Below are 16,499 nucleotides of genomic sequence, written 5' to 3' on the forward strand. Positions count from 1 at the left end.
CGATAAAAAAACTTTTATAATTGTGAAAGAAGGACTAGAAAGGAAGATGAAAATGGATGAGAAAGATTGGATTTTATTGAAAATTCTTCACGAAGAACAAAGTGTAACAAAAACAGCAGAACGATTATTTACATCACAGCCTTCCATCACTTATCGGTTGAATAAGATTGAGGAGATTTTCGGAATTGAATTATTCACCAAAAGGCATAAAGGAATTACCTTTACTGCGGAAGGAGAACACTTGGTTGCTTATGCAAGAAGAATGCTACAGGAACTTCAAGATACCAAAGATCATATCTCTAATCTAAGCAAAGAGGTGCAAGGACATCTAAGGCTGGGGGTATCAAGCAATTTCGCTCAATATAAGCTCCCTAAGTTATTAAGGGAATTTTCCACTATGTATCCTAATGTCCAATATAGTGTACAAACAGGCTGGAGCACAGATGTCATGAAATTATTAGATGCTGGTATTGTACAAGTCGGTATACTGAGAGGAAGCCATCGCTGGAAAGGGGTGGAGGAACGGCTGACACGGGAAAAATTACATATCATCTCAAAAAAACCAATAACGATAGAGCAGCTTCCTTTTTTACCTTTTATCAAATATAAAACGGATGCTTCTTTAAAAACGATTATAGAAGATTGGATGCATACGAATCTAAAACAAGCCCCCATTATTGCAATGGAAGTGGATCGACAAGAGACTTGCAAAGAGATGGTAAAGCATGGTCTTGGTTACTCCATAGCACCAGAAATTTGCCTGCAGGAATCTGATCATTTGTACACAATGGAACTGTATAATGCTAAGGGTAAGCCTCTAATGAGAGATACTTGGCTAATGTACGATCAAAAATCATTAGGAATCAAACTCGTTAAAGCATTCATTGATTTTTTAAAGGGTGAACAAATGGTAACCATTTAAAGTTATGATAGAATTTTTTTTGAAACACAGTAAAAAAATATTTATTTAACTTATTACACCGTATAAGATATGTTAATCAAAAGTCATTTGAAAGCGCATTCTTGGAGGTGTAATATGCTTACTATTTTAGGTTTTTCGATGGTAACTGTTTTTACAATATTAATAATGACAAAGAAAGTCTCGCCTATTGTTGCCTTGACCATCACTCCCATTGTTTTTGCTCTTATTGGAGGTTTTGGTAAGGGTATTGGCGACATGATTTTAGAAGGAATTCAAACAGTTGCAAGTTCAGCGGCATTGCTATTGTTTGCTATTCTTTTTTTCGGAATTTTAATTGATGCAGGTTTATTTGATCCGCTAATAGAAAAAATTTTATCTATAGTAAAGGGAGACCCTGTGAAAATAGCGATAGGGTCTGCCGTCTTGGCAATGCTTATCGCTTTAGATGGGGACGGTACAACAACCTATATGATAACAGTCTCAGCAATGTTACCTTTGTATAAAAGAATTGGTATGAATCCCATGGTTATGGCGACATTAGCAATGCTGTCGTTGAGTATCGTTAGCGGAATGACTCCATGGGGCGGACCAGCTACAAGAGCGATTTCAGTGCTGGGTTTGGATCCTTCAGATTTTTTTGTGCCATTACTTCCGACCATGCTTGGAGGTATTGCTTGTGTGATATTTCTGGCTTTTCTAATGGGAAGGAAAGAGAGGAATCGAATAGGCATCGTTCAATTAAAGCCTAGACATATAACAAAGGACAGCTCTCAATCTTATATGGCTGCTAGTTTGGAGAGCGAGCAATTGAAAAGACCACGCTTAATATATCTTAATTTATTCCTCGTTATAAGTATCATGGTGTTTATTGTGCTTGGAACTAAGCATCCGTCAGTTTTATTTTTAATTGGTTTTGTTCTTGCCCTTACTATAAATTATCCGAATGTAAAAATGCAGAAGGAGCGAATCGCCGAGCATTCTGGTAATGCCATAACTGTAGTATTATTGGTATTTTCAGCAGGAGTATTTGCTGGTATATTATCCGGGACAAAGATGGTGGATGCCATAGCAGGATCATTAATATCCGTTATTCCCTCATCAATGGGAGGGTTTTTCCCCGTTATTGTAGCACTCACTAGTATTCCGTTTACTTTTGTTTTATCAAATGATGCATATTACTTTGGTATGGTACCTATCTTTGCAGAAGCTGCCTCAGCATATGGTATAGAACCAGTAGAAATTGCAAGGGCTTCTATAATGGGGCAGCCGGTTCATCTGATGAGTCCATTGGTTGCGTCAACAGTATTGCTAGTAAGCATGCTTAAAATGGACTTGGGGTCATTTCAAAGGTTTGCCGTTAAGTGGGCTGTAATTACATCATTAGTTATTACGTTGTTAGCAATCATTACAGGGGCTATTACTATTTTGTAAAGAGACACTCCTCTGCATTTTGATGACAATGCAGAGGAAGCAGCAGTTTGTATTCCCTCGACTTATCAAAAAGTTGCCGGAAAAGTATCGAGAGGCGCTCGAACTGACTGAATTTCAAGGGTTATCACAAAAAGAGTTAAGTGAAAAGCTCGGCATTTCTTACTCGGGCGCAAAATCAAGGGTGCAACGCGGACGGGGAAAATTAAAACAGCTGCTTGAAGGTTGCTGTCATATTGAAGCGGATCGATATGGAAATATCGTAGACCTTCGTATTGTAAAGGAAACTGACTGACAAAGTCAGTTTTTTAATGAAACTGGCCATCAGCTGCCAGATACGATTCAGTCATATGAGGAGCATTTTCCCTTTGATGTTTGCAAGGGATATATGTATAATATAAATCGTAATGTTTTCGATTTAATGAAAAAGGAGTGTTGGAATGAAGATTTTATTTGCAAAGAGGTTAGGTATATTCGCTATAGGTTCATTACTCGTATTGGCAGGATGTCAGACTTCCGGTTCATCAAAAGGTGAGTCTCAAAAAACAACATCATCCTCAGCAGTTGAAGAAGATTCTTCTAAAACGCAAAAGCAAACATCTGAAAGTCATACACACGAACATTCTCACGATCATAGTCATGCACATGATGAAGAATCCGAAAAAATTTATGAAGGCTATTTTAAAAACAATCAAGTAAAGGACCGCTCACTTTCTGATTGGGAAGGAGATTGGCAATCTGTCTATCCATACCTGCAAGATGGTACTCTTGACGAAGTGTTTTCATATAAATCAGAACACGAAGGCGACAAGACAGCTGAAGAATATAAAGAGTATTATAAAAAAGGGTATAAAACAGATGTTGAGCGTATTGTAATTCAGAAAGATACTGTAACGTTCTTCAAAAACGGAAAAAAATACTCTGGTAAGTATACGTATGACGGGTACGAAATTTTAACATATGAGGCAGGCAATAGAGGGGTGAGATACATATTCAAACTAGTTAAAAAAGCTGAAGGGCTTCCTCAGTATATCCAGTTTAGTGATCATAGTATCTATCCGACTAAAGCTAGTCATTATCATCTCTATTGGGGTGACGACCGCGAAGCTTTACTTGATGAAGTCACACATTGGCCTACCTACTACCCGACAAAAATGGACGGACACGATATTGCCCATGAGATGATGGCGCATTAATTGATGATTAGTATGAAGTTTGGTGTTCTTTTATAAATAATGCTGAAACATGCCCATAGGCACCAGTGTTAGCTGCTGACTCTTCGTCAGCAGCTTTTTGTCTTTTTAAGTTTTTTTCTCTCCGCCGGACGTAGACTTCTATCTCATTGGCACCTGAAAAATAAACAAAACATTAATAAAACAACATTATTTCATTAACAAAGTTTAGATACGATCTAAATAAAAAGTGTTATGAGATAAGTAAGGGAGATATGATAAAAAATGAAAATACTAAGGATGAAGAAGCATTTAGCAGTGGCTTTATGTTCTCTGGCATTATTTCAAAGTTCTATGAGTGTTTGTTATGCGAGCACAACAACGAATCCAAAAACAGTAACTCCGCCCCCGCCCCCTCCTTCAGGATATTTCGTAGATCATTACAAAAATAACAGCTCTGTACATACTACTGTGAATTCTAATCCCGTGATCGGGGTGCTATCTGAATTTAATAAGCTTTGGACGCCGGGAAGCACTTGGGATAGTGGTGCCAAACTGAACAGCAGTGTGTTGGATGCCAACATTCAAAAAGTTGTTGACATCGCTGAACGCCGCACAGTTAGTGAGGAAAATGCCGCATATTTTGATGATCGCAGGAATCAGAGCTACAGTGTGATTGACGGTCTTGGTCCGCTTACCGATGTATATCGAATGGAGGCGGGCGCGACGACAACGATTAACAGTATCCCGGCAGATGCGGTGACAAAAAAATATACTGACGAAGGAACCAATTCTGGCAGCACGAGTTCCAGTCTCGGCAATATGGTGAGCTTGGTCAATACGTTACGCGGCACTTATTCCTCAACGAACCCGGCTAAGGGATACTTCCAATATCCCCGCCCGTTTCGCTGGGAAAGCAATTCTATTCTTGTTCCAACTCTTGTTCCCGCTATCAATCCTGATCCGAGCAAAGACGGAGGTTTTCCGAGCGGACATACGAATGCTGCATATCTCAGCGCTTTTGCTATGGCTTATGCCGTACCGGAGCGTTATCAGGAGCTCCTTACCCGGGCTTCGGAGCTCGGCAATAACCGCATTGTTGCCGGTATGCATTCCCCGCTTGATGTAATGGGAGGACGTGTCATGGCGACTGCCTTGGCGGCAGCTATTTTATCTGATCCAGCCAATAAACGTTTGAAAAAGGCTGCTTATGATGAGGCCCATAGGAAGTTGTTGACGCAAACTGGTACAGCGGAAGACCGATTCAGCGATTATAGTAAGAATAAAAAACAATACACCCAACGATTGACATATGGATTTGGTCAAATCCATTCACCTGTTAAACCAATGGCAGTTCCTAAGGGAGCTGAAGTTCTGCTGGAAACCCGTTTTCCTTATCTTGACCACACGCAGCGCCGTTGGATTTTAGCCACTACCGGTCTTCCTTACGGCTATCCTGTTCTTGATGATCCTGAAGGGTGGGGACGGCTTGATCTCTTTTCCGCCGCCGATGGATATGGCGCTTTTGCGAGAGACGTTACCGTGAATATGGATTCTTCAAAAGGCGGCTTCCATGCATTGGATCGCTGGCGAAACGATATCTCCGGCACTGGAAAGCTGACCAAAAAAGGAACAGGCGCGTTAAAGCTGGAGGGGAACAATACATACTCCGGCGGCACGCGGATCGATCAGGGAACGCTTGAGGGCGACTCGAAGACGGCCTTTGGGAGCGGTGACGTTTCAAACAACGGAGGCACCTTGAAGGAAGATGTCTCAGGAAAATTGGTTATCCGAGGAGACTACAAACAATCTGCCAAGGGTATACTTGAGCTGAATCTAAGCGGGAAAAAGGATATGCTTCAGATTATGGGCAAGGCTAAAATGAAAGGGACATTACGCCTCCATTTTACGGACAATTACGTACCGGCTGATGGATCCACAATCATCACCTATCAAAAGTTACATGGGGCATTTTCTTCAATCGAGACCATCGGATTGTCAAGCAAGTACAAAGTGGAAGTCATCTATAAGTCCAACCATATCCAATTAAAAGTCAAGGCAAAATAAGTTTGTATTCCAAGCATTTGCCACCTTAGAAAAAGAGCAGTTTACTCCATAAAGAATATGTTTTCAAGCTGGTGCAAGTTGGCACCAGCTTTTTTGTTAATTTGTGCCCGTTATGATTGATGATGCCGGTAAACAGGCAACGCACCGCCAGTAAACATACATAAGCAGTAGACCAACGGGAGCTTCTATATGTTTAATTAGCGTTGGAAGGATTTTTTATACGTGGGAAATAGTATAGAGGTTTGATGTTAGATAGTGCTGATCCTGTGGCCAATCAGATTGTTTTATTCACTTATTCATTTTTGGTTAAATTAAGGAGAGGTCATCAACAGTTAAAGAAAAACTAGGCAGTCATATGTTGAAGGAGAGACAACCAATGAAAAGCAGACAGGAGGCAATTGATTATTGTTTGAGTTTTAAAAATGCATATGAAGATTATCCGTTTCGTGATAAGAATTGGACATTAATACGACACGCAGAAAACAGTAAAGTGTTTGCATGGATATTTGAAAAAGATGACCATATTTGGATCAATGTGAAGTGTGAACCCGGTTTTCTTGATTTTTGGAGACAGAAATACACTTCGGTAGTTCCAGCATTTCATCTCAACAAAGACCATTGGAATTCTATCATTCTTGACGGAACTGTTCCAGAGGAAGACATATACGATATGATCAAACAAAGCTACATGTTAACTAAAACTAAGTAAGCCATTACCTGAGGGATAGGGTCACATACTAAAGCCTTGAAGCGCTAAAAGATCCTTGCGTCACATAATATGGAAGAAACGCAATGGCTTCTGGGTGGCATACGTATATTGGATCTTCTCCTGGAATGTATGGGATATCAGTAAACAAAGAGACATATACTTACAAAATGATTGAAAAAAGTGGTGTTGTCGGTGTGAATTTTCTTCCGGGGAGATGTTCGGAATTCATTCAAGCATTAGGCACCTTTAGTGGTAGAGATATCGATAAGTTTGAAGAATTTCATATTCAATACGTAGAAGGACTAAAAACCGAGGTGCCGATTTTAACTGATGTGTAAAGTGCACAGTATTTCCACTTTGGGCGATCAAGAGTGGATTGTTGGAGAAGTTTTACAGAGATATCAAGATAAAGAGTTTTTCTTAAAAAATGGAATGCAAAATTTAGAAAAATTGGATATACCGCTTCATATTGGAAAGTCTAGCTACCGGATATTAAATAGTAAAGCAGAGGAACATCAACACCCTTTTTAAAACAAAACGGATTGAAACATTTAGGTTCCTTCACATTCACATTCATTGTTACGTGGCATACATGCTCTTGAAGAACCCCCTATGCCTTGGGTTCATCTCACACGGGCCAAATGAATCTATCTAGACTAATATTCGTAAGAGTAGAGGAAACCTTTCAATGGATGGATGTGCAGTGGGTTCCGTTGGAAATCCTTTGACTTATACGAAGCAAAAAGAGACGCAAAGACCGCAAAGCTTCTTCAAAAATGCTTTGCGGTCTTTTATATTTCTAACCCTCGATTCATTTCACAATGGAAAGGTATTTCAACTTTCTCTTTCGATCAACAATAGTCCATATTTAAATAACTGAAAAGATCCCCGGCCCTTTGTATTCTAAGTGATTGGTGTCAGTAGCATGCACGAGATTGGAAGGGCGTGCTTAAGACAGAGCTTTAGATCATTACGAGACACTAGAACAGGCGGTAGAGCTTGGCGTGATAATCTGAATATTTCTGTATTGTTAATATATTGTCCGGAAATGAAATTTGAAAGCAGATTGAGAAATGAAAAATAACTTGGTTTGAAGAATAACGGAATGAAGGCTAGATTGTAAAAGTGGATATGTTTTAATGGTTTATGGCTGAAAGTATATCGAGTTTGTCGTAAACAACGAGTTAATTATCAATCTTTTGATATAGTTCTTTAACGGTTTCCACAAACATTTTTGTTGCATGAGATATTTGAGATGTTGTACAAATTCCTATGGTACGATAAGTACTTTCCTCCAACTCAATCGCCTTAATTTTGTTGCGGACGCCCTTAAGAACCAATTCAGGCCGAATATTAATTCCTAAATTAGCTTCAACAAGCGCTAGAATCGATTGGTCATCCGAAACTTCATATCGAACCTTTTGTTGAATATGATGCTCTTTAAAAAACGCAGCAACCTCGTTATCCCATCCTTTTTTAGGCTTAATTAAAGGAAATTCCTCTAATTGGTTTGCTTTCACTTTTAATTGTGTACTCAGCGGGCTCTCAAGAGAAACAATACAATATAATTTGTCCTTGATTAAAGGGGTGAAGCAAATCCCTTTCGTATTCACATAAGTATTGAAACAACAATCTAATTCACCTGATAAGACTGCTTTTTCTAAGTTTAAATAATCGTCCTCATAAATGTTAACGGTTATGCCTGGGTATTTTTCGTTGAATCGCTTGATAATGATAGGCATCCAGTTGGCTGTTACACTTGCAAAAGATCCTACCTTTATAACCCCTGTCTCTAACCCTCTCAAAGCAGAGGCTTCCTGAAATAATGCATCATTTAATTTTGTTATTTTTAAAGAATATTGATATATTTTCTCGCCCTCTCTTGTCAAAGAGATCCCTGTTCGGTTTCGAATCAAAAGTTTTACACCTAAATCTTCCTCAAGCGTTTTAATAGCGTTGCTAATCCCAGGTTGAGTGAGATGGAGCTCTGAAGCTGCTTTGCTGATATTTTGAAATTGTACAACCTTATTAAAAATATCGTAGCGTTGAAGTGTCATAGCAGATTTCCTTCCATAAAAAAATTGTATACCCAGCATATTTTATTTTTATTTTACTATTATCAATTTACTGAATAAACTGAATTTAAGTCAACACACAATTTTTTTGGAGGGGTTGCATGAATACACTAACAGACACGATATATTTGAAAAACTTTATTTCTGGCAAGTGGACAGATCCTGAAAAGCAGCAATATGAGGATGTTTATAATCCTGCAACAGGAGAAGCAATTGCTAAAGTACCTATTTCAGGAAAAAGTGATATTGATTTTGCTGTAAAGGAAGCAAATAAGGCATTTACTGAGTGGAAACGTGTTGCAGTTCCTAAAAGAGCCAGAATTCTTTTTACATACCAGCAATTATTAGTAAAACATTGGGATGAGTTAGCACATTTGATTACTTTGGAAAATGGAAAAACGTTCTCTGATGCTTATGGAGAAGTGCAGAGAGGAATTGAATGTGTTGAATTTGCTGCTGGTGCCCCATCCTTAATGATGGGAGAGCAATTGCCTGATATAGCAACCGGAGTTGAATCAGGAATGTACCGTTATCCTTTGGGTGTTGTGGGAGGAATTGCTCCATTTAACTTTCCTATGATGGTGCCTTGCTGGATGTTTCCTTTAGCTATTGCATGCGGAAATACATTTGTTTTAAAGCCTTCAGAACGCACCCCAATGTTGGCTAATCGCCTGGCGGAATTATTCAAAGAAGCCGGTTTGCCGGATGGCGTGTTAAATATTGTCCACGGAGCCCATGATGTTGTAAACGGTTTATTGGAGCATGAATTAATTAAAGCGGTTTCATTTGTCGGTTCGCAGCCTGTAGCGGAGTACATTTATAAGACGGCAGCAAAGAACGGAAAACGCGTTCAAGCGTTAGCGGGTGCGAAAAATCACAGTATCGTTTTAGAAGATGCCGATCTTGATGTGGCAGTGAAAAATATTGTAGGCGCAGCATTCGGTTCGGCAGGCCAGCGCTGTATGGCAGCATCCGTTGTTGTCGCTGTCGGAGACATTGCTGATTCTCTCGTCAGCCGTTTGAAAAAAGGTGCAGATGACATGGTGATTGGTGATGGAACAAATAAAGATGTCTTTCTAGGACCGGTTATTCGAAAGGAACAAAAAGAACGTACACACTCCTATATATCTTCTGGAGAAGCTGAAGGTGCAAAACTTGTAAGAGACGGAAGGCAAGATATGAAGAATGATAAAGGATATTTTGTTGGGGCGACAATATTTGATCACGTTCATACAAACATGAAGATTTGGAAAGAAGAAATTTTCGCTCCTGTTTTATCAATTGTACGAGTGAATACGCTTACAGAAGCGATTGAAGTTGCTAACCGTTCTGAGTTTGCCAATGGGGCATGCTTATATACAAACAGCGCCAAAGCAATACGTGAATTTAGAGAAGAAATCGATTCAGGAATGCTCGGAATTAATTTAGGCGTTCCGGCACCTATGGCTTTCTTCCCGTTCTCTGGCTATAAGCATTCATTTTATGGCGATCTCCATGCCAACGGGAAGGATGGAGTGAACTTTTTCACAAGAAAAAAGATGGTGACGGCACGTTACTAAACCCTATGCTTCCCACCATTCCATTTGGAAGAAAATCGATCGTAGAAATGAGGTCTTTCAATTGCAAAAAGAAGCGTCCCTAAACACAGAAGAATTAAGATTAAAAGATGCTAAATATGTGTGGCATGCGATGAAAGGTGCTGCCGAAGACCCTGAATTGCTAATAGCGGAATCCGCAAAAGGTGCCTGGGTGACAGATGCAGTAGGGAATCAATATTTAGACGGCATGTCAGGCTTATGGTGTGTAAATGTCGGATATGGAAGAAAAGAACTTGCAAAAGCAGCTTATGATCAGCTTGAAAAACTGCCTTATTTTCCGCTGTCTCATAGTCATGGTCCAGCTATCAAGCTAGCAGAGAAACTAAATCAGTATTTGGAAGATGACTATGTATTCTTTTTCTCAAACAGCGGCTCAGAAGCAAATGAAACGGCCTTTAAAATGGCAAGGCAGTACCATCAGCAAAAAGGAGAAGCCAATCGTTTTAAGTTTGTTTCCCGCTACAGAGCTTACCATGGCAATACAATGGGAGCGCTGGCAGCTACAGGTCAAGCGCAAAGAAAATATAAATATGAACCACTGGGCCAAGGCTTTTTACATGTTTCTCCGCCTGACTTATACAGGAAGCCGGAAGATGCCGTTACGCTGGAAAGCGCGGAGACCATCCATCAGCTTATGACATGGGAATTGAGTGAAACCATCGCAGGCGTCATCATGGAGCCGATCATTACAGGAGGCGGGATCTTAATGCCGCCGGAAAATTATTTAAAACGGGTGAAGGAAATATGTGATCATCATGGTGCGCTCCTGATTGTAGATGAAGTGATTTGCGGCTTCGGAAGAACAGGCAAGCCTTTTGGTTTTATGAACTATGGTGTAAAGCCGGACATCATTACAATGGCAAAAGGAATTACAAGCGGCTATATGCCATTATCTGCAACAGCCGTGCGCAGAGAAATCTATGAAACATTTAGCGGCGATGAAACAAACGATCGTTTTCGGCATGTGAATACTTACGGAGGCAGTCCTGCCTCTTGTGCAGTCGCATTAAAGAATATTGAGATTATGGAACAAGAAGGATTGTTTGAGCGCTCCAAAGTGTTAGGGGAAAGAATGCTTCAAGATCTTCAGATTCTCCTAAAACATAATCATGTCGGCGATGTTCGGGGAAAAGGCCTGCTGCTCGGCATAGAATTAGTGAAGAACAAGGAGAAGAAAGAACCGATTGAACTGGAGAAAATAAACGCAGTGATGAAGGCTTGTAAGGAGAAAGGTTTGCTTATTGGGAAGAACGGCGACACCGTCGCAGGCTATAACAATATTTTGCAGCTAGCTCCTCCTCTCAGTATTACAGAGGATGATTATCAATTTATCGTGAAAACGGTGAAGGAGAGTCTTCAAGTCATTTAAATCTCGGGGGTGGAACGATGATTCATATTTCAGAAACGTTTGAAGCAGTCCTTAAAGACAAAAAGGCAATTCAAAAGATGTACATTAACGGCGAGTGGGTTGAAAGTTCATTAGGACAAACGAGAGAAATTCTGAATCCGGCGAATAACACGGTCATTGCAACGGTTACTGAAGGAGGCGCAGATGAAGCTGATCGAGCTGTTCAAGCTGCGAAGAACGCCTTTTACAAGAACGGATGGAAAACAGCTTATGCCCGTACTAGAGCAGACCTGCTGTTGAAGGTTTCTAGAAAGCTGGAAGAACAAAAAGAAGAGATTGCAAAGCTCGAAACATTGAATAATGGAAAGCTCTACAGTGATTCATTAGTGGATGTTGAAGATGCGATTCATCAATTTCAATATTATGCCGGGCTTGCGATGCAGCCCCATGGCCAGACATATGAAGTGCCTGATGAAATTCAGGCAATGGTGATTCGTGAACCAATAGGGGTTGTTGCCCAGATTGTGCCATGGAATTTTCCGCTAGTCATGGCGGCGCAAAAAATGTCTGCTGCTCTTGCCGCCGGCTGTACTGTGGTGGTGAAGCCAGCCACTCAAACACCGCTCACCTTGATCCGGTTATTTGAGATCATTGATGAAGCAGGTTTTCCAAAAGGTGTTGCCAATTTAGTGCTCGGCTCTGGAACCACTGTAGGCAACACGCTAGTAACACATCCTGATGTTGATAAGATTTCTTTTACCGGAGGAACATCAACAGGAAAGCAAATTATGAAAGATGCCGCTGATACAGTAAAAAAAGTGGGCTTAGAATTAGGAGGGAAATCGCCAAACATTGTGTTTGCTGACGCAGATTTTGAAACAGCGGTTGACTATGCACTGTTAGCCATATTTGCCGGGCAGGGACAAGTGTGTTCAGCGGGTTCTCGTCTTATTCTTGAGAAGTCTATTTATGACAAATTTGTCCCGGAACTTGTTGCACGTGCGAAAAACATTAAAGTTGGCCCAGGATGGAAAGAGACGTCTGAAATGGGGCCGTTAATCTCTAGAGATCACATGGAAACAGTCCTGCATTACATTCAAATTGGAAAAGAAGAAGGAGCAAGTCTTTTGTGCGGCGGCATGCAGCTTATTGATGGTGAATTAGCGAACGGAAATTATGTGGCGCCAACCATTTTTACAGATACAACGCCAACAATGAGAATTGTACAGGAAGAGATATTTGGTCCTGTTCTCGTCATACAGGTTTTTGAAACAGAAGAGGAAGCTGTTGAATTAGCAAATGGAACTGATTTTGGTTTAGCGGCAGCTGTCTTTACAAATGATGGAGCAAAAGCACAGCGTGTGATTCGCGGACTTCAAGCAGGAATTACTTGGGTTAACACGTATCATCCCACTTTTAATGAAGCGCCATGGAGCGGTTATAAGCAAAGTGGAATTGGCGGCGATCTCGGTACTTACGGCTTTGAAGAATATTTATATAAGAAACAAGTGAATATTGCCTTGCATGTTCAGCCATCAGGAGTATACAAAGGATAGCTTTTGATTAAAGCAGCTATTCTGGGGAGGTACCATCTTGAACAGTTTTGATATTGTCGTCATTGGCGCTGGCATCATTGGCTCAAGTGTTGCTTATTATCTTTCGAAAGAAGGATACAGTGTAGCACTGGTTGAGAAAGGTGATGTCGCGAATGGAACTTCAAGCCGGTGTGATGCAGTTGCCCTCATTTGCGATAAAAAGCCCGGCATTGATACGGCCATTGGTTTTAAGAGCATTCAGCTTTATAAAGAGCTGGCCAAAGAATTTTCTTTTGATTTTGAATTTTTCTCAAGAGGAAGCCTTTATGTATGTGAAACAGATCAAGAACTTGAAATTTCACGGGATTATGTAGCTCAGCAGGTTGCGGCTGGATATGAGATGCGTATGGTTGACCGGCAGGAGCTGCCTGATATTGAACCGCATTTAGCCCGTGACTTAAAGGGCGGGATATGGACTGAAGTAGATTCGACCATGAACCCATATCTTGTCTGTTACGCCTTTATTGAAGAGGCTAAAAAGTACGGATTAACCCTTTTTACAAATCATGAAGTAAGGGAGATTGTTCAAGCGCCGGATGGCCGGGTAGAGTCGGTCAAAACAGATAGAACAACAATCCATGCGAACCGAATTGTGAACTGCGCCGGGGTTTGGGCTAGCAAGATCGGGGAAATGGTCGGAATTGATATTCCCATCCGCCCTCGAAAAGGGTTGATTTTAATAACGGAAAAGACAAAAAAGATCGTGAATCAAAAAGTTCATGAGTTCGGCTACATGTTATCAAAGTTTGAAGACATTCAGTATAAACGCAGCGTCAGTCAATTAGTAGAAGACCACAATATTGCATTCACCATTGAACCAACGGAAGCGCATAATTTTTTGGTCGGCGGACACCGCGCTTTTAAAGGCTATGATATTCGTTCGGAACATGATGTAATGCGGGGTATTGCCGAACGGGCTATACGCTTTTTGCCGGCACTAAAGGATATTCATTGTATTCGGGCTTATGCCGGAATACGTCCTTGGGTGGTAGATCATCTTCCAATTGTTTCTGAAGTGGAAGAAGTGCCAGGGTTTTATATTGCAAGCGGCCATGAGGGAGACGGTATCAGTATGGCTCCGATCACAGGAAAAATGGTTGCGCAGTTAATCTCAAACCAAGAAACAGATTTTAATATCGATCGATTGAATTTTTCAAGGTATAAAAACGGAGCGCTAGAGCAAACGGTTTAAACAAAAATAAAATTGGAGGAATGAACATGTATAATCCAGTCGGAATGATTCCAGCAATGCCTACCCCTTTTGACAAGAAAGGAAATGTGGATTTTGAAGCATATAAAAATCTGATTGATCATGTAATCGATGGCGGAATGCATTGTTTGCTGGCAGGGGGAAGCACGGGAGAATATTCGCTCATGTCGATGGAAGAAAGAAAAACCGTATTAAAAGCTGCAGTGGAATATTCAAATGGACGTGCACCCATTATGGCTGGAACAAGTGCACATCGAACAGAGGATACACTTGAATTAACAAAATACGCGGCGGAAATTGGAGCCGACTGTGCCTTGGTTGTAACACCTTACTATATGAAGACGAGTGAAGAAGGACTGAAAAACTATTACAAAACGCTGGCAGCGGAATCTGGAATCGGCATTGTCATTTATCATTACCCAGCGGCTACAAATGTGGAGCTTTCACCTGAATTGATTGCTGAATTGAGCCAGGTGGAAGGGATTGTTGGCGTGAAAAATACCACAGATCAAGAGCATACATGCAAAGTCATTGGACTGACGAAAGACCAGCAAAACTTCTCTGTTCTTACAGGTTTTGAACACTTAATCCTGCCAACTTTGGCTGTAGGAGGACACGGTGCTACAGGGATTATTCATAACCTGGTGCCAAAAGAAATCGTAAGAATGTATCAGCTTTTTAAAGAAGAGGGAGATATAGATGGCGCAATTGCCTTGAACCAAAGACTTCTTCCTCTCTATGATTATGTCGAAGCTGAACCTGTACCAGGTCCAGTAAAAGCAGGTTTGGATTTAATAGGGCTCAATGGGGGAGAAGTTCGAGCACCATTAGTCCCAGCTTCTAAGGAGCTTACATCTAAAATGAAAGAGACGCTTTTGCAATTAGGCTACGAAGTCAATCCTGTTTAAATATGTTTAGGGAAGGATGTCCAACATGGCATTCTTCCCTGTTCCAACAACAAAACCCAGGCGGAGGAATGAACAATGACGCTGAACACATACAATCATTCACATTATGGATTTATTCAATCAAACTCGGATGACATCATTGCAATGAAAAAAGGCCAGTATGCATCAGGGTATTCTGTCGGAATCTTATTTTTAGATGAATGCTGGTATCCTGTTTTGCCAGGAAATGTGGCAAATCTATCAACATATGACTTTCCTGTGGTTTTAAAAGTTGTCCCGAATTGTACACAGGAGCGTATTCATGTGGGAGATCCTACTCTTGCAGATGATGTGGTAGCGGCTGCTAAGCAATTAGAGGCAGAAGGAGCAAGAGCGATTTGCGGTGCATGCGGGTTTTTCGGGAATTTTCAAAAAGAAGTGGCGGATGCAGTGAACATTCCTGTTTTTATGTCCAGTGTCATTCAACTGCCTTGGATCAAAACCGGCCTTAAAGAAGGGCAGCAAGTCGGCATGCTGACAGCTGACAGCAATGGATTGACTTCAAAATTATATAAAAGCTGCGGTATTCATCATGAAGACTGCGTAGTCGTTAAAAATTTGGGTCATTTGCCGGAGTTCTCAGCGATTACTGAAAGCAGAGGAAGATTCAATAATGGGCTCGTTCGTCAGGAAGTTGTTCGAGCGGCAATTGAGTTAGTGGATCAACATCCAAACATTGGCGCCATTTTGCTGGAGTGCAGCGATCTTCCTCCTTATGCTTCGGTGATACAGCAGGCTGTTGGGTTGCCAGTGTATGATTTTATTACGATGATTCGTTGGGTCCACATGGCAACTGCTCAAAAACCATATATGGGATTCATTTAAACGGGAGGATTTATGACATGGATGAAATGAATACCATTGTATGCAGGTGTGAAGAAATTTCTTTAAAACTGATTAAAGATACGATAGAGCGATACAAGTGTTCATCTCGAGAAGTGAAATTACGTACGAGAGCAGGCATGGGATTTTGCGGAGGAAAAACCTGCCGGTGTGTCATAGACCAAATCACAAAAGTATTAAATCAGGAGATGGTGAGGAATGACATTCAGCTCAGTTATCGCCCTCCAGTTCGTCCAGTCACATTTGGAGCACTAGGGGGGAGCGATCATGACAATGAGGGTTGAACATCACCCTGTTCTTGGCTCTTTAGAAAATCAGCAGCCCTTTACATTTTATTTTAATGGGGAGGCTTATGAAGGCTATGAAGGAGATTCGATTGCTTCAGCTTTGTTAGCAGCTGGAGTGCGGACACTCCGTCAACATGAGGCTAGTGGAACAGGCAGAGGCATTTATTGCAACATTGGCCATTGTTTTGAGTGCAGAGTGCAACTTGGAGACTGCAAGGTTGTCCGGGCTTGTTTGACCCCGATAAAAGAGGGGATGGTTATTCATTCTGTACCTGGATATAAAAAAGGGGGTGAGTAG

The 16,499-nt window shown here is 41.0% G+C and carries 14 protein-coding genes and 2 pseudogenes; 15 read left to right on the top strand and 1 reads right to left on the bottom strand.

What is annotated here, in order from left to right; translation table 11 throughout:
- Positions 1-52: 52 nt before the first annotated feature.
- The 7 genes and pseudogenes from SB658_RS02175 to SB658_RS02205 form a co-directional block, all read left to right on the top strand.
- Positions 53-922, top strand: a complete 870-nt coding sequence (locus tag SB658_RS02175; RefSeq protein ID WP_015251604.1) for a LysR family transcriptional regulator — start codon at positions 53-55, stop codon at positions 920-922.
- Between the two features lie 114 nt (positions 923-1,036).
- Positions 1,037-2,353: a citrate:proton symporter gene (locus tag SB658_RS02180; RefSeq protein WP_029727157.1), complete on the top strand. Its 1,317-nt coding sequence runs from the start codon at positions 1,037-1,039 to the stop codon at positions 2,351-2,353.
- A 12-nt stretch (positions 2,354-2,365) separates the two neighbouring features.
- Positions 2,366-2,645 (top strand): annotated as a pseudogene (locus SB658_RS02185) (sigma-70 family RNA polymerase sigma factor); the annotation flags it as partial.
- A gap of 145 nt (positions 2,646-2,790) precedes the next feature.
- Positions 2,791-3,546, top strand: a complete 756-nt coding sequence (locus SB658_RS02190; protein ID WP_144500679.1) for a metal-binding protein ZinT — start codon at positions 2,791-2,793, stop codon at positions 3,544-3,546.
- 261 nt (positions 3,547-3,807) lie between these two features.
- Complete coding sequence (locus SB658_RS02195; protein WP_144500680.1) at positions 3,808-5,589, top strand: acid phosphatase; 1,782 nt, start codon at positions 3,808-3,810, stop codon at positions 5,587-5,589.
- A 376-nt stretch (positions 5,590-5,965) separates the two neighbouring features.
- The gene (locus SB658_RS02200) at positions 5,966-6,298 is read left to right on the top strand and encodes an MmcQ/YjbR family DNA-binding protein (RefSeq protein WP_144500681.1); all 333 of its coding nucleotides are present in this window, start codon (positions 5,966-5,968) and stop codon (positions 6,296-6,298) included.
- A gap of 74 nt (positions 6,299-6,372) precedes the next feature.
- A pseudogene (locus SB658_RS02205) lies at positions 6,373-6,829 on the top strand (flavin reductase family protein); the annotation flags it as partial.
- A 653-nt stretch (positions 6,830-7,482) separates the two neighbouring features.
- On the opposite strand, the gene SB658_RS02210 reads toward SB658_RS02205, so the two are convergent.
- A complete protein-coding gene (locus tag SB658_RS02210; protein WP_144500682.1) occupies positions 7,483-8,355 on the bottom strand; it encodes a LysR family transcriptional regulator in 873 nt (290 codons plus the stop codon).
- Between the two features lie 119 nt (positions 8,356-8,474).
- Between SB658_RS02210 and SB658_RS02215 the strand changes: the two genes are divergently transcribed.
- The 8 genes from SB658_RS02215 to SB658_RS02250 all read left to right on the top strand — a co-directional run bounded on the left by SB658_RS02215 (position 8,475) and on the right by SB658_RS02250 (position 16,499).
- Positions 8,475-9,932: a CoA-acylating methylmalonate-semialdehyde dehydrogenase gene (locus tag SB658_RS02215; RefSeq protein WP_144500683.1), complete on the top strand. Its 1,458-nt coding sequence runs from the start codon at positions 8,475-8,477 to the stop codon at positions 9,930-9,932.
- Between the two features lie 61 nt (positions 9,933-9,993).
- Positions 9,994-11,340, top strand: coding sequence for an aspartate aminotransferase family protein (locus tag SB658_RS02220; RefSeq protein ID WP_410601092.1), 1,347 nt, complete (start codon positions 9,994-9,996; stop codon positions 11,338-11,340).
- A gap of 17 nt (positions 11,341-11,357) precedes the next feature.
- Positions 11,358-12,875, top strand: coding sequence for an aldehyde dehydrogenase family protein (locus SB658_RS02225; RefSeq protein ID WP_144500685.1), 1,518 nt, complete (start codon positions 11,358-11,360; stop codon positions 12,873-12,875).
- 37 nt (positions 12,876-12,912) lie between these two features.
- Complete coding sequence (locus SB658_RS02230) at positions 12,913-14,106, top strand: NAD(P)/FAD-dependent oxidoreductase (protein ID WP_186437835.1); 1,194 nt, start codon at positions 12,913-12,915, stop codon at positions 14,104-14,106.
- A 26-nt stretch (positions 14,107-14,132) separates the two neighbouring features.
- Positions 14,133-15,032 carry a 4-hydroxy-tetrahydrodipicolinate synthase gene (gene dapA / locus SB658_RS02235; protein ID WP_144500687.1) on the top strand — a complete coding sequence of 300 codons (900 nt, stop codon included), beginning with the start codon at positions 14,133-14,135 and terminating at the stop codon, positions 15,030-15,032.
- 75 nt (positions 15,033-15,107) lie between these two features.
- A complete protein-coding gene (locus tag SB658_RS02240; protein ID WP_144500688.1) occupies positions 15,108-15,896 on the top strand; it encodes an aspartate/glutamate racemase family protein in 789 nt (262 codons plus the stop codon).
- Between the two features lie 17 nt (positions 15,897-15,913).
- Complete coding sequence (locus tag SB658_RS02245; RefSeq protein WP_249852201.1) at positions 15,914-16,198, top strand: (2Fe-2S)-binding protein; 285 nt, start codon at positions 15,914-15,916, stop codon at positions 16,196-16,198.
- A complete protein-coding gene (locus SB658_RS02250; RefSeq protein ID WP_144500690.1) occupies positions 16,182-16,499 on the top strand; it encodes a (2Fe-2S)-binding protein in 318 nt (105 codons plus the stop codon). Before SB658_RS02245 ends, SB658_RS02250 begins: the two co-directional genes overlap by 17 nt.

Origin of the sequence: Bacillus sp. SIMBA_008, from assembly GCF_046535495.1 — a bacterium.
Classification (GTDB): Bacteria; Bacillota; Bacilli; order Bacillales; family Bacillaceae; genus Bacillus; species Bacillus subtilis.